Origin of the sequence: Bradyrhizobium sp. Pha-3, from assembly GCF_042258325.1 — a bacterium.
GTDB lineage: Bacteria > Pseudomonadota > Alphaproteobacteria > Rhizobiales > Xanthobacteraceae > Bradyrhizobium > Bradyrhizobium elkanii.
This window is the reverse complement of the sequence record NZ_CP170151.1, coordinates 1,118,283-1,136,986: the sequence shown is the minus strand read 5'-3', so window position 1 is coordinate 1,136,986 and position 18,704 is coordinate 1,118,283. Positions and strand designations below refer to the sequence as shown.

Genomic DNA, 18,704 nt, shown 5'->3' with positions numbered 1-18,704 from the left:
CGGGAAACTTGCGTTAACGCGCTGCGCGCATGCCGATATCGGGTCGGTGGTTTGACGTATCTTGCGATCGGTGCCAGCGTTGCCGTCTCTTACAACGCAAAAAATCAACGGGGGGTCCGTCATGTCCGAATACAAGCAGCTCAGCCGTTCGGTGAAGGGCCTCACCGTTCTCGTCACCGGCGCCGCCAGCGGCATGGGCCGCGCCACCGCGCGGGTGTTTGCCGAAGAAGGTGCCAATGTCGCGGTCACCGACCTGACCGAAGAAGGCACGCAGGCGGTGGCGAAGGAGATTTCGGCAAGCGGCGGCTCGGCGAAGGCCTGGACGCTCGACGTCGGCGACCGCGACGCCATCACCAAAGTCGTCAACGACGTCGCCGCGCATTTCGGCGGGCTCGACATCATCGTCAACAATGCCGGCATCTCGGTGCGGGTGCCGATCGACGATCCCGCTTACGAGGACGCCTGGGCCAAGGGCATCGCGGTGATGCTGACGGCGCATCCGCGCATCATCCGCGCGGCACTGCCATACCTGCGCAAGTCGCGCTCGCCGCGCATCGTCAACATCGCTTCGACCGAGGCGCTCGGCGCGACCGCGCTGCACAGCCCCTACTCCGCGGCGAAAGGCGGCGTCACCAGCCTGACGCGCTCGCTCGCGGTGGAACTGGGACGCGAAGGCATCACCGTGAACTGCATCTGCCCGGGCCCGATCCGCACCGCGATCACCGACCGCATCTCCGAGGAGCACAAGACGCTCTACGCCAAGCGCCGCACCGCGCTCGCCCGTTACGGCGATCCGGAAGAGGTCGCGCACATGACGCTGAGCCTGTGCCTGCCCGCGGCATCGTTCCTGACCGGCGCCGTGATTCCGGTCGACGGCGGGTTGATGGCGCGGAATGCCTGATCCGCGCGCGGCCGCGAAGCGTTGACAGCGCGCGCGCGGCGAGTAGCCTTCCTGTCAAACGAAGCGGGAAAACCGCCCGCGACAGACGGGGAGATACGCCAATGACGGTCCTGATCCGGCAGCTTCACAAGCACTTCGTCGGCGAGGTCTCCGGCGTCGATCTGCGCAAGCCGCTGACGAAGCAGGAAGCGATCGACATCGAAGCCGGCATGGACAAATACGCCGTGCTCGTGTTCCACGGCCAGGACATCACCGACGACCAGCAGATGGCGTTCGCGCTGAACTTCGGCGAGCGCGAAGATGCGCGCGGCGGCACCGTGGCGAAGAAGGAGGACTATCGTCTCTCCGCGGGGCTCAACGACGTCTCCAATCTCGGCAAGGACGGCAAGCCGCTGCCGAAGGACCACCGCACCCACCTGTTCAACCTCGGCAACTGCCTGTGGCACTCCGACAGCTCGTTCCGGCCGATCCCGGCGAAATTCTCGCTGCTGTCGGCGCGCGTGGTCAACCCGAAGGGCGGCAACACCGAATTCGCCGACATGCGCGCCGCCTATGACGCGCTCGACGACGAGACCAAGGCCGAGCTCGAGGACATGATCTGCGAGCACTCGCTGATGTATTCGCGCGGCTCGCTCGGCTTCCTCGACTACACCGACGAGGAGAAGGCGATGTTCAAGCCGGTGCTGCAGCGCCTGGTGCGGACGCATCCGGTGCACGGCCGCAAGTCGCTTTATCTGTCGTCGCACGCCGGCGCCATCAGGGGCATGAGCATGCCGGAGGCGCGGCTGCTGCTGCGCGACCTCACCGAGCACGCGACGCAGCCCGAGTTCGTCTATGTGCACAAATGGACGGTGCATGACCTCGTGATGTGGGACAACCGCCAGACCGTGCACCGCGTCCGCCGCTACGACCAGTCGCAGCCCCGCGACATGCGCCGCGCCACCGTCGCCGGCACCCAGCCGACGGTCGCGCAGGAAGCGGCGGAGTAACCCAACTCACCGCTGTCGTCCCGGGCAAGCGTAAGCGCGACCCGGGACCCATAACCACAGGGCGCCGTTATTGCACGACGCTGTGGCCCCAGCGCGGCATCACAACCGCATGCGGTGGTTATGGGTCCCTGCTTTCGCAGGGACGACACCTCCTGGAGGAGGTGGAGGCGGCGGAGTAACCCAAACCTCCGCTGTCGTCCCGGGCAAGCGAAGCGCGACCCGGGACCCCTAACCACCGGGTGCCGTTGTTGCACGACGCTGTGGCCCCAGCGCGGCATCACAACCGCATGCGGTGGTTATGGGTCCCTGCTTTCGCAGGGACGACACCTGGAGGAGGCGCAGGAGGCGGCGGAGTAACCCAAACCACCGCTGTCGTCCCGGGCAAGCCAACGGGTCGGCGCGAAGCGCCGCCCGATGACAGGCTCCGCGCGACCCGGGACCCATAACCACAGGGCGCCGTTGCTGCGCGACGCTGTGGCCCCAGCGCGGCATCACAACCGCACGCGGCGGTTATGGGTCCCTGCTTTCGCAGGCACGACACCGTGAATGTGGACGGATGGTCGACGACGTCAGCGGGGCGCTACGCGTGGCCCGCGTCGTTCGACAGCATGCCGGCCTCGATGCCGATCTTGCGCAAGGCGCGCGCGTACTTCTCGTCGACGTCGGTACCGAAGATCAGCTCCGGATCGGCGTCGCAATGCAGCCAGCCATTGTGCTGGATCTCGTTCTCGAGTTGGCCCGGCGCCCAGCCCGCATAGCCGAGCGCGAGGATCGCGTGCTTGGGGCCGGCGCCCTTGGCGATCGCCTTGAGAATATCGACGGTCGCGGTGAGCGAGATGCCGTCGTCGATGTTCAGCGTCGCATCCTGAATGTAGAAGTCGCTGGAATGCAGCACGAAGCCGCGGCCGGTGTCGACCGGCCCGCCCTTCATCACCTTCATCATCTCGGCATTCTCGGGCAGCTGGATCTGGTCCGACTTCTCGATGATGTCGAGCTGCACCAGCAGCCCGGGGAAATCGATACTGCCGGCCGGACGGTTGACGATGATGCCCATCGCGCCCTCGGAGGAATGCGCGCACATGTAGATCACGGAGCGTTCGAAGCGCGGGTCGTTCATGACAGGCATTGCGATCAGCATCTGGCCGTCGAGATAGCCGCCTTCGGCGGCATGGGCGCCGACGGCCGGGCTTCTGCCGGCGGTCTTGCGAGTCTTGCCTGTTTTGCCTTCAGGGCGCATCCGCAAAGGCCTTTCCTGCTGATTTGGCATCCTGATATCGGGTGGCGGTTCTGTCAATCAACCATCGACCGCCGTGCGGCGATGCATCACAAGCAATTCAATGGTTTGCACCGAAAGTTGCAGGTAAAGACGTCTCATGATCGTCATAGTTCCCTTGCGTGCCGCATTTGGCGTTGCCGCCCTGTTTTCCGTCGCATGTATGGCAACGGAGGTGCGCGCCGACGACGCCTCGCCGTGGCAAGAGGACACGCATTCGGCGGTGCGGCTGCTCGCCGGATCGCGCAGCGGCGCGGTGCTGCTTGGCGGCATTGCGTTCCAGTTGCAGGACGGCTGGAAGACCTATTGGCGGACGCCCGGCGATTCCGGCGTGCCGCCGCGGTTCGATTTCTCCAGGTCGGATAACGTCGAGGCGGTCACCGTAATGTGGCCGGCGCCGCGGCAATTCGACGACGGCGCCGGCGGCACCTCGCTCGGCTACAAGCACCAGGTGGTATTGCCGCTGCGCATCGTGGCAAAGAATCCCGACAAGCCGCTGGTGCTGCGCGCCGACATCAACTACGCGGTGTGCGAGAAGCTGTGCGTGCCGGTGGAGGCGAAGGCCGAGCTGGCGTTCGCGAGCGTCGCATCGACCGAGGACGCCGCGCTGTCGGAAGCGCTCAACGCGGTGCCGAAGCACGCCAATATCGGCGACGCCATCCCGTTTTCGATCCGGGACGTCAAGCGCGACGGCAAGAACAACGTGCTGGTCGATGTCAGCGCGCCCGAGAGCAAAGACCTCAGCTTGTTCGTCGAGGGGCCGACGCCCGACTGGGCGCTGCCGGTGCCCAAGCTCGTCGCGCACGCGCCGCCGGGCGTGAAGCGCTTCTCTTTCGAGCTCGACGGCCTGCCGCCCGGCGCCAAGGCCGACGGCGCCGCGCTGAAGCTGACGCTGGTCGGCGGCGACAAAAGCTACGAATTCAATATCAATTTGAATTGAGCCGTCGGGCGGCGCTTCAGCCTATCCCGTCGTCGTCCCGGCGCAGGCCGGGACCCATACTCCGCGGCGGCAGTTTGAGGCGCGCTGGAGATCAGGCTGTGCGCACCAACTGTTCCCTGTGGTTATGGATCCCGGCTTTCGCCGGGATGACGCAAGATGGGAACATCCGTCACCCAACCCAATCTTAACGTTTCGTTGATAGATCGGAGGCCATTGCCGCCTCGCGGCGCTTTAGGAATTTTTCCGCCTTGGCTGTGATGGAGACACAATCCGCCCCCCCTGCCGCAACCTCCGCGCCATTGGGCCGGGCCGCACGCCTGCGTGGGCTCGCCGCGCGCGCTCTCGGCGGCACTAAGGAGGCGTCGGTCACCAAGCGCCTCGCCGGCATGATCTTCGCCATCCGCGTCATCAGCGCCGCCATCGCCTATCTCGCGCAGATCCTGCTGGCGCGCTGGATGAGCGGCTCGGACTACGGCATCTATGTTTATGTCTGGACCTGGGTGCTGCTGCTCGGCAGCACGATGGATTTCGGCATCGCGCCCTCCGCGCAGAAGATTATTCCGGAATACCGCGCGCGCGGCGACCTCGCGGCGCTGCGCGGCTTCCTCTCCGGCGGCCGCTGGGTGGTGCTGGCGACGTCCAGCATGGTCGCGCTGCTGCTCGCCGGCGCGATCCACCTCGCCTCGCCCTGGATCGATCCCAACGCAATCGTGCCGCTCTATATCGGCTGCCTGACCTTGCCGCCCTTCGTCGTCGCCAACACCCAGGACGGCATCTCCCGCGCGCATGACTGGATGCAGCTCGGCCTGATGCCGCAGTTCATCGTGCGGCAGGGGCTGATCATCGCGCTGACCGCCGGTGCGCTGGCGCTCGGCCTCAATCTCGGCGCCACCGCGGCGATGATCGCGAGCGCGGCCGCGGTGTACATCGCAGCGATCGGCCAGATGGTCGTGCTCAACCGCCGCCTCACCGCCCATCTCGGGGTCGGCGAGAAGAGCTACGACGTCAAAGGCTGGTTCGCGATCTCGCTGACGATCATGCTGGTCGAGAGCTTCTATCTCCTGCTCGGCTACACCGACGTGCTGATGCTGCAGCAATTCCGCTCGTCCGAGGAGGTCGGCATCTATTTCGCCGTGGTGAAGACGCTGGCGCTGGTGTCGTTCGTGCACTACGCGATGGCGGCGACCACAGCGCACCGCTTCGCCGAATACAACGCGCTCGGCGACAAGGACCGGCTGTCGGCCTATGTCGCGCACGCCATCAGCTGGACGTTCTGGCCCTCGCTGCTCGCGACCGTCGCCCTGCTGGCGTTCGGCAAGCCGCTGCTGTGGCTGTTCGGCCCGAAATTCGTCGACGGCTACAGCATCATGTTCGTCGCCGCGATCGGGCTCGTGGTCCGCTCGGCGATCGGCCCGGTCGAGCGCCTGTTGAACATGCTCGGCCACCAGAGCATCTGCGCCACCGCCTATGCGGTGTCGTTCCTGATGAATGTCGGGCTCTGCATCGCCCTCGTCCCCCGCTACGGCGGCATGGGCGCCGCGGCCTCGACCTCGCTGTCGCTGACCTTCGAGACGATCCTCTTGTTCTATGTGGTGCGCTCGCGCCTCGGGCTGCACGTGCTGGCGTTCGGCAAGCGGCGGCCGGCGTCATAGCATTCCACCGGACGCGGCCCAATGCGATGGCATGACCGCCGCTGGACTGGAAAACCTGCCTGACCGCGTTCAGCCTTGCGCCTGTCAGGCGCGCCTGACGTCCGCCTGCTGCCAATCGTGGCCGGCAACCATACGGCGGAAGAACCACAGCACGGCCGGGCAAGCCAGGAGCACGGCGGCGCCGAAGTCGAGCGCCGCGCTCGCGGAGCCGACCGCGGTGGAAAGCTTTCCTCCGATCGCAGGTCCGGCCAGCATGCCGGCGTAGAACACGGTGTAGAATATTCCCATTCCGATCGGCCGCGTCTTCTGCTCGAGCACACGCGCAGGCAGGCTCATGATCGGACCGGCCGGCAGGCCGCAGAGGATTCCAAGAGCAATGACGACGGGAAGCACCGTGCCGCTGCGCGACAGGAGCAGCGTCAGGAGCGCGAAGGCGATGCAGCCCGTGACCAGGATGACCTCGCCGCGCCTGGTCCGATCGGCGAGGAAGCCGCCCAACGGCACCGAAAGGGCGGCGAGCCAGAGCACGATACTGATGGTTGATCCGGCTGCAGCTCCGGACCAGCCGTGCTCGACCAGCATCGACGGACCGAAACTGAAGATCATCGCAAAACCGATGTTGTAGAGACACCAGATCAGCCCGGCGGCAATCACGGCGCAGATCGTGTCGGCGGTCAGGCCGCTAGGCTCGCCTTCAACCGCGACGGCCGCTTCCGGCGCGCGATAAATCAGAGCGATGAAGCCAAGACCGATCAGGATCATCCCGGCGACGGCAAGATTGACGGCATGGAGCCCGAGCGTGGCTCCGATTGCCGGCAACAGCATCAGAGCGACTGCGATGCCGGCCGGCCATGAGTTGATGAAAATGGCCATCGCGGTGGCGATTTCCCGGCCGGCAAACCAGTCCGCGACCATCTTGGTCATCAGAACGTTCAGGAGGACGCCGCCGATGCCGGCAGTCAGTCGCCCCGCGATCTGCACGCTCCACGACGTTGACGCGGTCATCAGCAGTTCGCCTGCCAGCATCATCAGGAGACCGGCAACGACCACCACCTTGTCGCCATAGCGGCGGCCGATCGCGCCGCCAGGCAAGGCAAGCAGGGCGCCCGGCGCAAAATAGAGCCCGATCAGAACGCCGAGATCGGCCAGGCTCGCGCCCAGACTCTGGCTGAGCTGTGGCGCGATGGCCGCGACGCTCTGAAACTGAAAGGCGATGGCGGCACGGGCGACGAACAGGACCGCAAGCATGGTCCAGCGGCTGCGCATCTGGTTTCCTCCAGTTCCAGTTATCATGATTGTGTCGTCGGCCTGATATTCTGGTTCAGGCGGAAGAAATTGGTCGGATCGTATTTGGCTTTGAGCGCGACGAGACGTGCGTAATTTTCGCCATAGGCGTCGCGCACCCGGTCTTCGCCCTCATCTCCCAGGTTGTTGGCATAGACACCGCCCGTCGAATAGGGCCTGACGGCACTCCACAGCTCGCGGGCCCAACGCATGTTCGCCTCGTCACCGGCTGGATCGTCCCAGATCGCGACCGGAAAGCAGTCGAACGCCGCATCGCGGTTTGCGTAGGGCGAGTTCGATACCGGAACCCGTGCAATCGCGCCGCCGACATGCTGGAGGACCAGCAAGGACGAGGTGTTGGGGGCTCTCGCATAGGCGTCGAGCAGCGCGTCGATCGCGCCCGCACCGATCTCGCGCAGGAACTGCGCCTTCCAGTAATAGCGACGTCCCCGCGGAAACAGGGCATCGCCACCCGACTGAATCTCGAGATAGGGGACGGTTGCGAGGCGCGTCTCAACGGGCGAGCCGAACTTGACGATCGGCGAAAGCGCGCGCTCACCGTCATGATGCGAGCCGACATAACAACCGGAGATGTTGAAGAACCGGTCGCCCGACGGCAGCGTCACAAGGGCCGCATCGACGTTGATCTCATCGACAGCGTTTCGGGCGAATTCATCGTAGAACTGCATGGCCTCGCGCGCCTGATCGTAAGGATAAAGCGTTGACGCGACGGGCAACGACGTGCCGATCGGATGCAACTGGTATTCGAACGCAGTCACGATGCCGAAATTGCCGCCGCCGCCTCTCAAGCCCCAGAGCAGGTCGGGGCGTTCGGTCGCGCTGGCCCTCAAGACCTGTCCCTCGGCCGTCACCACTTCGGCGGCAATCAGGTTGTCGCAGGTCAACCCGTATTTTCGCCCGAGCTTGCCGAAGCCGCCGCCAAGCGTGAGCCCGGCGATGCCGGTGTCGCTGTTGACCCCCATGGTGGTCGCCAGGCCGTGCGCCTGCGTGGCACGATCGAATTCGCCGAGATCGAGGCCGGCCTCCGCGCGCGCGGTGCGCCGGACCGGATCGATGTCGATGCGTTTCATCCGCGACAGGTCGATGACCATGCCGCCGTCACAGACCGAGAGGCCGGCGACATTGTGGCCTCCGCTGCGAACCGCCACCGGGAACGTGCGGGACTGCGCGAACGTCACCGCCTCGACCACGTCCCGGGTATCCGCGCAGTAAGCGATCATGGCCGGCCGCCTGTCGACGGCGCCGTTCCAGACCCTGCGCGCCTCGTCGTAACCGGCGCTCCCGGCGAGGACCACCTCCCCCTTGAGCCGTAGCTGGGAGGCGGGCCGACGCTCGGAATGCGATTTGCCCGTCACCTCGTCATATGGCTGCCGCTGCTCCATCCGATTTGCTCCTCGCCACGAATGCCCATGCCATCATCTCACGGCGTGCCAAATCGTCCTGAATCCGATCGGAAAAAGTTGCGAAATTTCGCCGGAAAAGGGATGGCTCCAGGCGCTGGCGACGATCTGCGAGGTCGGTCCATTTCGTCTCGAGGCACACGCCGACACGCGCACGGCCTGCGATGTCGTCCACCCTGGCTCGCTGCCGCAAAACAAAAGCCGGCCCTGATCCAATCAGGGCCGGCTTGTTCTGAGGCCGCCAAATCCCGCCGGGAAATTACTCCGCGGTCCAGCCGCCGTCGATCGAGTAGTTGGAGCCGGTGATCTGCGCGGCGTCGTCGCTGCACAGGAACAGCGCAAGCGCTGCGACCTGATCGGAGGTCACGAACTCCTTGGTCGGCTGCGCGGCGAGCAGCACGTCCTTGATGACCTGCTCCTTGGTCATGTTGCGCGCCTTCATGGTCTCCGGGATCTGGTGCTCGACCAGCGGGGTCCAGACATAGCCCGGGCTGATGCAGTTGCAGGTGATCTTGTGCTGCGCGAGCTCCAGCGCCACCGTCTTGGTGAGGCCGGCAATGCCGTGCTTGGCCGAGACATAGGCCGACTTGAACGGCGAAGCGACCAGCGAATGCGCCGAGGCGGTGTTGATGATGCGGCCCCAGCCGCGCTTCTTCATGCCGGGCACCGCGGCGCGGATGCCGTAGAACGCCGACGACAGATTGATCGCGATGATCGCTTCCCACTTCTCCGGCGGGAATTCCTCGATCGGCGACACGAACTGGATGCCGGCATTGTTGACCAGGATATCGACCGAACCGAAGGTCTTCTCACCGAGCGCGATCATCTCGGCGATCTCGGCCGGCTTGGTCATGTCGGCCGGCGAATGCACCGCCTTGACCTTGAAGTCGGTCTCGATGCCGGAACGCTCCTTCTCGATATCGGCCGGAACGCCCATGCCGTTGAGGACGATATTGGCGCCGGCGCCGGCAAAGGCGCGGGCATAAGCCAATCCGATGCCGCTGGTCGAGCCGGTCACAACGGCGGTCTTGCCTGTCAACGTACCCATTGTTCTTCGCTCCTATTTGCTTGCCGGGGGCTTGGGTTCGTCCCCCGTGAGATCGTAAGTCACCATGGTTTCCCCGGACTGAGGCCGTTCTAGCCATTCTTTGTGACGCATCGACAAATGCACGTCGCGCACGCCGGCGCCCCAGTGCTCGACCATCGCAACGTGGGAGAAGTCGTAATCCTTCGAGGAGCTCTCGTAGTTCTTGCTCTTGTAGATCAGGTGAACCACCGTGACGGTGTTCTCCTTGGACGCCTTGCGCAGCAGCTCGACCGACGGATCGTTCTTCAGGTAATCGGGCAGCTTGCCGATCAGGTCGCGCACCGCCATGCGGGCGTTGTGGATCTGCCTGTTCTTGTCGGTGTTCATCCGCGTCCGGCTGGAATAGCGGATGTCCTTCTCGCGCTCGGCGGCCTCCAGCAGCGTCTCCGGCAACGGCCCGCGTGCGCTGAACAGATCGACCTGGAAGATCAGGAGATCGCGGCTGGTCTCCTCGTCGAGCACGAAGTCGAGCGGGGTGTTGGAGGCGATGCCGCCGTCCCAGTAATGCTCGCCCTCGATCACCACGGACGGAAAGCCCGGCGGCAGCGCGCCCGAGGCCATGATGTGCTCGGGGCCGATCTTCTTGCCGAGCTTCCTGAACTCGTAATTGTCGAAATAGCGGAAATTACCCGAGGTGACGCTGACCGCGCCGACCGACAGGCGCGTCTTCAGATCGTTGATGCGGTCGAAATCAACGAGGCGCTCCAGCGTGTTCTTCAGGGGCGCGGTGTCGTAATAGCTCAGCGATTGCGAGCTGCCGGGCGGCCACAGCGGCGCCGGCGGAATCCGCGGCGTGAAGAAGCCGGGCACGCCGAAGGTCGCGATGATGGCGGCGCTGGTCTCGTTGAACAGCGAGCGGGCGCGCTCATGCTTGGAGACCGGATTCCACGGCACCGGCGCCGACACCATCTCCCAGAATTCCTTCAACCGCGGCACGCGCTTGGCCGGCTCGTTGCCGGCGATGATCGCGGCATTGATGGCGCCGATCGAGATGCCGGCGATCCATTCCGGCTCGAAGCCTGCGTGACAGAGCGCCTGAAAGGCGCCGGCCTGATAGGAGCCGAGCGCGCCGCCGCCCTGAAGAACCAGCACGCGCTGCGCTTGCGCGGGCGTCGAGGCCGGCGCGGAATCCGAAGTATCCATGCGTAACCGTTGGGTCAGGAAATGACTTGAGGCGCACCGTGGCGGCTGTTCGCCGCGGCGTCAATCAACGAGATGCGGGGCTCTTTGTTTGAGCATGATCTTCCCGGAAAACCGCCTCACACTTTTCCGGATCATGCTCCAGATCACGCGGAGTTTATCGAGATCAGGTTGCCGCCAAAATGAGCGTCCAGAACACCTTGTACTTGGTGTTGGGTGCATAGACCGCCGCGATGCCCATTTTTGTGACACCGCCTTTCAGCATATTGGCCTTGTGCGGCGGTGAATCGCGCCAGCCCGAAAAGGCTTCCGCCAGCGTGTGATAGCCGGCCGAGATGTTCTCGACCGCCACCGTCGCAGGATAGCCCCCGGCCTGCAGCCGCTTGCCGAGCGGGGCCTTCACGTCATGGTCCATCTTGTTGCGGGCGGCCATCGCCTGCGATTGCTGCTCGGCGAGCTTGGTCAGGTCCGGATCCACCACCACGGTACCAAGACCATTGTTCTGGCGGTACTGCGAGAACATGATCGCGGCGGCCTGGCTATCCAGCACCGCGCCGGGCTGTGCCATGTTGAGATACATGGCCGGTTCTTCCGGGAGTTTGGTGTCGGCGGCGCAGCCGGCAAGCACCAGAAGCCCGAACAGGGCGACCGTCGTCCGTTTCACTTTTGAGAACCCCCAAGGTTGGCCCGCCGTTGTTGCATACCAACCGTGGCTGAATGGTGAACAGGGGCTAACTTTTGGCCATCAAAGGCCACCGACCCCCGGGCCCCGTAGCCCGGATGGAGCGGAGCGCAATCCGGGAACGGTCGATCCGCGGAACGAAGTCCCGCATTACGCGGAGCCTGTCATCGGGCGCGCGTTCGCGCGACCCGTTGGCTTCTCCGGGCTACGGAGCCTCGGTGATCGGCCCGCTTCCCCTTCCCCCTGAAAGGGGGAATGTCGGGATGGGGGTCGGCCACAGGCGACAGCGATGCTGCGGAGGCAAGATCCCCACCCGCTTCGCTCTGGCGAGCCAAGCGACCTCCCCTTTCAAGGGGAGTTCGGATAGAGCGGTTGGGCCCTACTCCTGCGCGGCAAAGATCCGGTAGCGGCGGGGCTGCAGGGAGACGATTTCGCCGGCCTGGAGCTCGCGGTCGCGGGGGGCGTCGATCTCGATCACGGTCTTGCCCTCGCTTCCCGACAGGGCCACCTCGGCGCGCTGGATCGGACCGAACGAACGGACATGCCGGATGGCGCCTTCCAGGGCGCCGGTTCCAGCCGGGCCGACCGCCATGTCGTGGCGGCGGACGAACAGTTTGGCCGCGCCCGATGCCGCGCCGAGCGCCGGAATGTTCAGGGGACGGCCGTCCAGCCGCACCGCATCGCCGGCGACGTCGACCGGCAGCACGATGGATTCGCCGATGAAGCCGTGCACGAAGGCGGTCGCCGGATTGTCATAGACCTCGCCGGGCGAGCCGATCTGCTCGATCTTGCCCTTGTCCATCACCACGACGCGGTTGGCGACTTCCAGCGCTTCTTCCTGGTCATGGGTGACGAAGATCGAGGTGACGTGGATCTCGTTGTGCAGCGAGCGCAGCCATTGCCTGAGCTCCTTGCGCACCTTGGCATCGAGCGCGCCGAACGGCTCGTCGAGCAAGAGGATCCGGGGCTCGATCGCGAGCGCGCGCGCCAGCGCGATGCGCTGGCGCTGGCCGCCGGACAATTGGCTGGGATAGCGGTTGGCCAGCCAATCGAGCTGCACCAGGTCGAGCAGGTTCTTGACGCGGGCGCGGATCGTCGCCTCGCCCTTGCGGATCGCGCGCGGCTGCACCCGCAGGCCGAAGGCGACGTTCTCGAACACCGTCATGTGGCGGAACAGCGCGTAGTGCTGGAACACGAAGCCGACCTGGCGCTCGCTGGCGCCGCGCGAGAGCGCATTCTCGCCGTCGATCGCGACCTCGCCCGAGTCGGGCCAGTCCAGGCCCGCGATGATGCGCAGCAGCGTCGTCTTGCCGGAACCCGACGGACCGAGCAGGGCTAGCAACTCGCCGTCGGCGACCTTGAGATCGACATTATCGAGCGCGGCGAAGCTGCCGAACGTCTTTACGATATTCTTGACTTCAATCGCCATCGGGCACCTCTGCCTCGTCGAGCCGCCGCTCGAGAACGGTTTTCGCCACCAGGGTGATCAGCGCCAGCATCGCGAGCAGCGACGCGATCGCGAACGAGGCGACGAACTGGTATTCGTTGTAGAGAATTTCGACCAAGAGCGGCATCGTGTTGGTCTCGCCGCGGATGTGGCCGGACACGACCGACACCGCGCCGAACTCGCCCATCGCGCGCGCGTTGCAGAGCAGGACGCCGTACAGCAGGCCCCATTTGATGTTGGGCAGCGTGACGCGGAAGAAGGTCTGCAGGCCGGAGGCGCCGAGCGAGATCGCCGCCTCCTCTTCCTGGGTGCCCTGCTCCTGCATCAGCGGGATCAGCGCGCGCGCCACGAAGGGGAAAGTGACGAAGATCGTCGCCAGCGCGATGCCGGGCACCGCGAACAGGATGTGGACGTTATGCGCCTGCAGCCACGGCCCGAAATAGCCCTGCGCGCCGAACAGCAGCACGAAGACCAGGCCCGAAATCACCGGCGAGACCGAGAACGGCAGGTCGATCAGCGTGATCAGGAAGGTCTTGCCGGTGAACTCGAACTTCGAGATCGCCCAGGCCGCGATCACGCCGAACACGAGGTTGAGCGTGACCGAGATCGCGGCGATCAAGAGCGTCAGCTTGATGGCGGCGAGCGCCTCGGGCTCCGCCAGCGCCGCGAAATAGGCGACGACACCTTTCGAGAACGCCGACGCAAACACCACGACCAGCGGCAGCACGACGAAGATGCTGAGGAAGGCGATCGCCAGCGCGATGATGATGAAGCGGACCGGGCCGGGCTCGGTGCGCAAATTGCGCTGCGCCGTCCCCGGCTCCGCGCGCGCGATCTCGAGCCGCGGCGCCGGCGCCGCCACGCTGACATCGGTCGCGGGTGCGTAGGTCCGCAGTTGCGTGGTCGAGGTCACCAATCCCGTCTGCATCGACATCTTGAGCCTCAATGCACGGGGATGCGGGCTTGCGCCCAGCGCTGCAGCCGGTTGATCAGGAAGATGATCAGGAACGAGGCCACCAGCATCACGACCGCGATCGCAGTGGCATCGGCATAGCGGAATTCGGACAGCCGGATCACGATCAACAGCGGCGCGATCTCGGAGACATTGGGCAGATTGCCCGCGATGAAGATCACCGAGCCATATTCACCGATGGCGCGGGCGAAGGCCAGCGCGAAGCCGGTGAGCAGCGCCGGGATCAAACTCGGCAGGATGACGCGAAACACGGTGTGCCAGCGATTGGCGCCCAGGCTCGCCGCCGCCTCCTCGATCTCGGGATCGAGATCGATCAGCACCGGCTGCACCGTGCGCACCACGAACGGAATGCCGATGAAGATCATCGCGATGAAGATGCCGATCGGCGTGAACGCGACCTTGATGCCGAGCTCGGCGAGCGGCGCGCCGAGCCAGCCCTTCTGGGCGAACAGCTGCGTCAGCGCGACGCCGGCGACCGCCGTCGGCAAGGCAAAGGGAATATCGACGATGGCGTCGAACAGCCGCCGGCCCGGAAAACGGTAGCGCACCAGCGCCCAGACGATGATGGTGCCCATCACCAGATTGACGCAGGCGGCCGCAAACGAAAGCCCAAACGAAATCTTCAGCGCGTTCAGGGTGCGGCGACTGGTGATGATGCCCCAGAACTGGTCGAGGCTGAGCTCGAACGTCTTGAGGAACAGCGCAGCCAGCGGAATCAGGATGATGACGGAGAGCCATGTCAGGGTCAGTCCCATGGTGAGACCGAACCCCGGCAGGGTACTGCGCCGTGCAACCGCTGTGCTCACATATCCCCCTGATAATCCGATCAGTTCTTGTAAATCTGATCGAAGATGCCGCCCTCGGCGAAGTGCTCCTTCTGCGCCTTGGTCCAACCACCAAAAACGTCGTCGATGGTGAAAAGTTCAACCTTGGCGAAGGATTTTTCGTACTCCTTGGCGATCTCGGGATCGCGCGGCCGGTAGGAGTTGCGCGCGGCGATCTCCTGGCCTTCCTTGGTGTACCAGTACTTCAGATAGGCTTCGGCGACCGCCCGGGTGCCCTTCTTGTCGGCGACCGTGTCGACGACGGCGACCGGCGGCTCGGCCAGGATCGACTGCGGCGGGGCCACGATCTCGAACTTGTCCGCGCCGAATTCGCGCAGCGCCAGAAAAGCTTCGTTCTCCCACGCCAGCAGCACGTCGCCGACGCCGCGCTCGACGAAGGTCACGGTCGAGCCGCGCGCGCCGGTGTCGAGCACCGGCACGTTCTGATAGAGGTCGGCGACGAATTTCTTCGCCTTGTCCGCCGAGCCGAACTTCTTCTGCGCATAGCCCCAGGCGGCGAGATAATTCCAGCGCGCGCCGCCCGAGGTCTTCGGGTTCGGCGTGATGACGCTGACGCCGGACTTGATCAAATCGTCCCAATCCTTGATGCCCTTGGGATTGCCCTTGCGCACCAGGAACACGATGGTCGAGGTGTAGGGCGAGGCATTGAGCGGCAGCCGCTTCTGCCAGTCGGCGGCGATCAGGCCCTTGCCCGCGATCGCATCGATGTCATAGGCAAGCGCCAGCGTGACGACATCGGCCTGCAATCCGTCGATCACCGAGCGCGCCTGCGAGCCCGAGCCGCCATGCGACTGCTTGATCTCGACGCTCTTGCCGGTTTCCTTCTGATAGGCCGCGGCGAACGCCTTGTTGAAATCGACATAGAGCTCGCGCGTCGGATCGTAGGACACGTTCAGCAGCGAGTAGTCGGCCGCAAAGGCCGAGCTCGCCCACAACAGTCCCGCGACCAGCGGCAGGATACGACGGATCATTTCTGTCTCCATTCAACCTGAGAAATGTCAGGGAACACGCAAGACATAACTCACGGCGAAGTGGTCTTAAGTCAACGAAACCGGTTTTCTTTGTTTTCGGCGGCGCAGCGCGCTTGTGCTACGAAGTCGCCGCACTGCGAAGGCTTTGTCGCGTCGCCAAATCGCGATGACCCGTCATCGCGATCGAGCGCCCTGCTCCATGCTCTATGACATCTTCATTGTATGGATGCCGCATTCCGTCTTGGCCCGGCCGCGCCAGCGGCCGTCGCGCGCATCCTCGCCGGCAGCGGACCGGCTGCTGCAAGGCATACACCCGACCGACTGATATCCCGATGCGACAAGTGGATGCGGCGGCAGCTTGCCGAGCGTGTAGATCGCCTCGATCTCCTCGCGGGAGACATTGGCGAACGGATTGAATTTCAGCCTGACGCCGTCATCCTCGACAACCGGGATGTCGGCGCGGGCACCGCCCTGGAAACGCTTGCGGCCGTTGATCCAGCCGGCGAACGGCTTCAGCGCGCGCGCCAGCGGCTCGACCTTGCGGATGCGGCAGCAGGCGTCGGGATCGGTGAACCACAATTCGCGGTCCGGATCCTGTCGCGACAGCGCTTCCTCATCGGGCTTGATCGAACGCACGTCGGTGAGGCCGAGCGTCTTGATCAAAGTGTCACGATAAGCCAGCGTCTCCTCGAAGAGCCAGCCGGTGTCGAGAAACACCACCGGGATAGCCGGATCGACGTCCGCCATCACCTTGAGCAGCGCGGCGGACTCGGTGCCGAACGACGACACCAGCGCCACCTTCTCGCGGCCGAGCGTCTTGACCGCGGCCGCGATCACCTCGGCGGGTGACGCCGTGCGCAGCGCGCGATCGAGCGCATCGGCCGCGGGCAATGCGGCCGGCGCCACTGCGAGCTCTGGTGCAAGCGTGCTCACTGGCCGGCGCTCTCCGAGTGACGCAGCTGCATGCGGCGGTTGAGTGCGGTGACGCGGCCGTCGCCGGTCGGCTGGTAGAACACCGAATAGCGCTTCATGGTCGCGGCAAACGCGTCGGCATCGGCATCCTTCTTCACCTCGAAGGCGTCGAAGCCGGCGCGCGTCATGAACACGAACTGGTCACGCAGGATCTGGCCGGTGGCGCGCAGCTCGCCGTCATAGCCATAACGCTCGCGCAGCAGGCGCGCCTGGCTGTAGGCGCGGCCGTCGCGGAAGGTCGGAAACACCAGCGCGACCGAGGCCAGCCGGTCGAGATGCGGCACGAGATCGTCGAGGTTGCGGTTGTTCGGCCAGATCACCCCTAGCTTGCCGGGACGGCGCAGCAGCGCCTCCGGATCGGCGAGAAAGCGCTCGGCGCTCACCAGCACCGCGCCGTCGCCCGGCAACTCGGCGCCGTCGGCGACATGCACGAACAGATCGGTGGTGATTCTTCCCTGCTTAACGAGTGGCATAGACCCGCTCCCTGATAGGCTCGACGCCCAGACGCTTCACCGTATCGACGAACAGTTCCTCGGGACGGTCCCGCAGCGCGAGATAGGCTTCGACAATGTCTTCGATCACATCGGCAACTTCCGCATATGGCACGGCCGGGCCGATCAAGGTGCCCAACTGCGCGTTCTCGTCGGCGCGGCCGCCGATCGTGATCTGGTAGAATTCCTCGCCGTTCTTCTCGACGCCGAGAATGCCGATGTGGCCGACATGGTGATGGCCGCAGGCATTGATGCAGCCGGAGATGTTGATGTGCAGCCGGCCGATCAGGTCGGCGGTGTCGTGGTTGGCGAAACGGCGCGTCAGCTCCTGCGCGATCGGGATCGAGCGCGCATTGGCCAGCGAGCAGTAATCCAGCCCGGGGCAGGCGATGATGTCGGTGACGAGGTTGACGTTCGGCGTCGCGAGGCCGAGGCGATCGAGCGCCTTGAACAGTTGCGGCAGGTCGCGCTTGGCGACGTGCGGCAGCGCCAGGTTCTGCTCGTGGCCGACGCGGATCTCGCCGAACGAATATTTGTCGGCGAGGTCGGCGACTGCGTCCATCTGCTCCGCGGTGGCATCGCCCGGAGGGCCACCGACCGGCTTCAGCGACAGCGTCACGATCGAGTAGCCCTGCACTTTGTGCGCCGACACCGAGTTCTTGCGCCAGCGCTCGAACAGCTTGTCATGCGCGGCCTGCTTCAGCTCGTCCGGCATGTGCGGCAGCTTCTCGTACGGCGGATAGGAGAAGCGTGAGCGGACCTCCTCGATGGCGGTGTGATCGAGCGTCAGCCCGACATCGCCCATCGCCTTCCACTCTTCCTCAACTTCCCTGGCGAACTTCTCGATGCCGAGCTCGTGCACCAGGATCTTGATGCGCGCCTTGTAGATGTTGTCGCGGCGGCCGTACTGGTTGTAGACGCGCAGGATCGCCTCGATGTAGCTCAGGATATCGCGGCCCGAAACGAACGGCTTGATGGTCTTGGCGATGAACGGCGTGCGGCCGAGGCCGCCGCCGACCAGCACCTCGAAGCCGGTCTCGCCGTCGGCATTCTTGTGCAGGCGCAGCCCGATGTCGTGGATCTTGATCGCGGCGCGATCGTGCTCGGCGGCGGTGATCGCGATCTTGAACTTGCGCGGCAGGAACGAGAATTCCGGATGCAGCGTGGTGTGCTGGCGGATCAGCTCCGACCAGATCCGCGGATCTTCGATCTCGCCCGGCGCGACGCCGGCCCACTGGTCCGAGGTGACGTTGCGCATGTTGTTGCCGGAGGTCTGCATCGCATGGATGCCGACTTCGGCAAGATCGGCCAGCGCGTCGGGCAGCTCGGCAAGCTTGATCCAGTTGAACTGGATGTTCTGCCGCGTGGTGAAGTGGCCGTAGCCGCGATCGTAGCGGCGCGCCACATGGGCGAGCCGGCGCAGCTGCTTCGACGACAGCGTGCCGTAGGGGATCGCGACGCGGAACATGTAGGCGTGCAGCTGCAAGTACACGCCGTTCTGCAAGCGCAGGATCTTGAATTCGTCCTCGGTGAGCTCGCCGGAAAGGCGGCGCTTCACCTGGTCGCGGAATTCCGAAACACGCTCGTTGATCAGCGTGCGGTCGAGTTCGTCATATGCATACATGATGGATGAGCC

At 65.0% G+C, this 18,704-nt stretch carries 17 protein-coding genes; 4 read left to right on the top strand and 13 right to left on the bottom strand.

The window, feature by feature from the left end; all coding sequences use genetic code 11:
• Positions 1-121 precede the first annotated feature (121 nt).
• Both ACE10X_RS05400 and ACE10X_RS05395 read left to right on the top strand, forming a co-directional pair.
• Positions 122-901, top strand: coding sequence for an SDR family NAD(P)-dependent oxidoreductase (locus ACE10X_RS05400; protein ID WP_038386147.1), 780 nt, complete (start codon positions 122-124; stop codon positions 899-901).
• A gap of 101 nt (positions 902-1,002) precedes the next feature.
• A complete protein-coding gene (locus tag ACE10X_RS05395; protein ID WP_038386146.1) occupies positions 1,003-1,890 on the top strand; it encodes a TauD/TfdA family dioxygenase in 888 nt (295 codons plus the stop codon).
• A gap of 580 nt (positions 1,891-2,470) precedes the next feature.
• Here ACE10X_RS05395 and ACE10X_RS05390 read toward each other — a convergent pair.
• Positions 2,471-3,127 (bottom strand): YqgE/AlgH family protein, encoded by a 657-nt coding sequence (locus ACE10X_RS05390; RefSeq protein WP_028342624.1) that lies wholly within the window; start codon positions 3,125-3,127, stop codon positions 2,471-2,473.
• Positions 3,128-3,263: 136 nt separating this feature from the next.
• Between ACE10X_RS05390 and ACE10X_RS05385 the strand changes: the two genes are divergently transcribed.
• Entirely contained in the window at positions 3,264-4,103 is an 840-nt protein-coding gene (locus ACE10X_RS05385) for a protein-disulfide reductase DsbD domain-containing protein (protein ID WP_038386145.1), read from the top strand.
• Positions 4,104-4,351: 248 nt separating this feature from the next.
• Positions 4,352-5,755: an oligosaccharide flippase family protein gene (locus ACE10X_RS05380; protein ID WP_375764069.1), complete on the top strand. Its 1,404-nt coding sequence runs from the start codon at positions 4,352-4,354 to the stop codon at positions 5,753-5,755.
• 84 nt (positions 5,756-5,839) lie between these two features.
• Here the strand turns inward: ACE10X_RS05380 and ACE10X_RS05375 are convergent, their stop codons facing one another.
• From ACE10X_RS05375 to ACE10X_RS05320, 12 genes are all read right to left on the bottom strand, one after another.
• Positions 5,840-7,021, bottom strand: a complete 1,182-nt coding sequence (locus ACE10X_RS05375) for a CynX/NimT family MFS transporter (protein WP_304557466.1) — start codon at positions 7,019-7,021, stop codon at positions 5,840-5,842.
• A gap of 23 nt (positions 7,022-7,044) precedes the next feature.
• On the bottom strand, positions 7,045-8,442 hold the full coding sequence (locus tag ACE10X_RS05370) for an FAD-binding oxidoreductase (protein ID WP_051003094.1): 1,398 nt from the start codon (positions 8,440-8,442) through the stop codon (positions 7,045-7,047).
• Between the two features lie 277 nt (positions 8,443-8,719).
• Entirely contained in the window at positions 8,720-9,508 is a 789-nt protein-coding gene (locus tag ACE10X_RS05365; RefSeq protein ID WP_038386138.1) for a 3-hydroxybutyrate dehydrogenase, read from the bottom strand.
• 12 nt (positions 9,509-9,520) lie between these two features.
• The gene (locus tag ACE10X_RS05360; protein ID WP_038386137.1) at positions 9,521-10,690 is read right to left on the bottom strand and encodes a DUF3734 domain-containing protein; all 1,170 of its coding nucleotides are present in this window, start codon (positions 10,688-10,690) and stop codon (positions 9,521-9,523) included.
• Positions 10,691-10,853: 163 nt separating this feature from the next.
• Positions 10,854-11,351 carry a CAP domain-containing protein gene (locus tag ACE10X_RS05355; protein WP_016845206.1) on the bottom strand — a complete coding sequence of 166 codons (498 nt, stop codon included), beginning with the start codon at positions 11,349-11,351 and terminating at the stop codon, positions 10,854-10,856.
• Between the two features lie 397 nt (positions 11,352-11,748).
• Positions 11,749-12,798 carry a sulfate/molybdate ABC transporter ATP-binding protein gene (locus tag ACE10X_RS05350; protein WP_375764068.1) on the bottom strand — a complete coding sequence of 350 codons (1,050 nt, stop codon included), beginning with the start codon at positions 12,796-12,798 and terminating at the stop codon, positions 11,749-11,751.
• Positions 12,788-13,750 (bottom strand): sulfate ABC transporter permease subunit CysW, encoded by a 963-nt coding sequence (gene cysW / locus ACE10X_RS05345; protein WP_375764067.1) that lies wholly within the window; start codon positions 13,748-13,750, stop codon positions 12,788-12,790. The genes ACE10X_RS05350 and cysW overlap by 11 nt, the downstream gene beginning before the upstream one ends.
• An 8-nt stretch (positions 13,751-13,758) precedes the next feature.
• On the bottom strand, positions 13,759-14,544 hold the full coding sequence (cysT, locus tag ACE10X_RS05340) for a sulfate ABC transporter permease subunit CysT (protein ID WP_035632094.1): 786 nt from the start codon (positions 14,542-14,544) through the stop codon (positions 13,759-13,761).
• A gap of 71 nt (positions 14,545-14,615) precedes the next feature.
• A complete protein-coding gene (locus tag ACE10X_RS05335; RefSeq protein WP_038386136.1) occupies positions 14,616-15,605 on the bottom strand; it encodes a sulfate ABC transporter substrate-binding protein in 990 nt (329 codons plus the stop codon).
• A 204-nt stretch (positions 15,606-15,809) separates the two neighbouring features.
• A complete protein-coding gene (locus ACE10X_RS05330) occupies positions 15,810-16,538 on the bottom strand; it encodes a phosphoadenylyl-sulfate reductase (RefSeq protein WP_038386135.1) in 729 nt (242 codons plus the stop codon).
• Positions 16,535-17,050, bottom strand: coding sequence for a DUF934 domain-containing protein (locus ACE10X_RS05325; protein ID WP_016845212.1), 516 nt, complete (start codon positions 17,048-17,050; stop codon positions 16,535-16,537). The genes ACE10X_RS05330 and ACE10X_RS05325 overlap by 4 nt, the downstream gene beginning before the upstream one ends.
• The gene (locus ACE10X_RS05320) at positions 17,037-18,692 is read right to left on the bottom strand and encodes a nitrite/sulfite reductase (RefSeq protein WP_038386134.1); all 1,656 of its coding nucleotides are present in this window, start codon (positions 18,690-18,692) and stop codon (positions 17,037-17,039) included. The genes ACE10X_RS05325 and ACE10X_RS05320 overlap by 14 nt, the downstream gene beginning before the upstream one ends.
• Positions 18,693-18,704 lie beyond the last annotated feature (12 nt).

Excerpts from the sequence above, each read along its gene's own strand:
- ACE10X_RS05395 (WP_038386146.1), top strand. The coding sequence starts at position 1,003 with ATGACGGTCCTGATCCGGCAGCTTCACAAGCACTTCGTCGGCGAGGTC.
- cysT (WP_035632094.1), bottom strand. The coding sequence starts at position 14,544 with ATGGGACTGACCCTGACATGGCTCTCCGTCATCATCCTGATTCCGCTG.
- ACE10X_RS05350 (WP_375764068.1), bottom strand. The coding sequence starts at position 12,798 with ATGGCGATTGAAGTCAAGAATATCGTAAAGACGTTCGGCAGCTTCGCC.
- ACE10X_RS05320 (WP_038386134.1), bottom strand. The coding sequence starts at position 18,692 with ATGTATGCATATGACGAACTCGACCGCACGCTGATCAACGAGCGTGTT.
- ACE10X_RS05360 (WP_038386137.1), bottom strand. The coding sequence starts at position 10,690 with ATGGATACTTCGGATTCCGCGCCGGCCTCGACGCCCGCGCAAGCGCAG.
- ACE10X_RS05400 (WP_038386147.1), top strand. The coding sequence starts at position 122 with ATGTCCGAATACAAGCAGCTCAGCCGTTCGGTGAAGGGCCTCACCGTT.
- ACE10X_RS05385 (WP_038386145.1), top strand. The coding sequence starts at position 3,264 with ATGATCGTCATAGTTCCCTTGCGTGCCGCATTTGGCGTTGCCGCCCTG.
- ACE10X_RS05390 (WP_028342624.1), bottom strand. The coding sequence starts at position 3,127 with ATGCGCCCTGAAGGCAAAACAGGCAAGACTCGCAAGACCGCCGGCAGA.
- ACE10X_RS05325 (WP_016845212.1), bottom strand. The coding sequence starts at position 17,050 with ATGCCACTCGTTAAGCAGGGAAGAATCACCACCGATCTGTTCGTGCAT.
- cysW (WP_375764067.1), bottom strand. The coding sequence starts at position 13,750 with ATGTCGATGCAGACGGGATTGGTGACCTCGACCACGCAACTGCGGACC.
- ACE10X_RS05335 (WP_038386136.1), bottom strand. The coding sequence starts at position 15,605 with ATGATCCGTCGTATCCTGCCGCTGGTCGCGGGACTGTTGTGGGCGAGC.
- ACE10X_RS05370 (WP_051003094.1), bottom strand. The coding sequence starts at position 8,442 with ATGGAGCAGCGGCAGCCATATGACGAGGTGACGGGCAAATCGCATTCC.
- ACE10X_RS05375 (WP_304557466.1), bottom strand. The coding sequence starts at position 7,021 with ATGCGCAGCCGCTGGACCATGCTTGCGGTCCTGTTCGTCGCCCGTGCC.
- ACE10X_RS05365 (WP_038386138.1), bottom strand. The coding sequence starts at position 9,508 with ATGGGTACGTTGACAGGCAAGACCGCCGTTGTGACCGGCTCGACCAGC.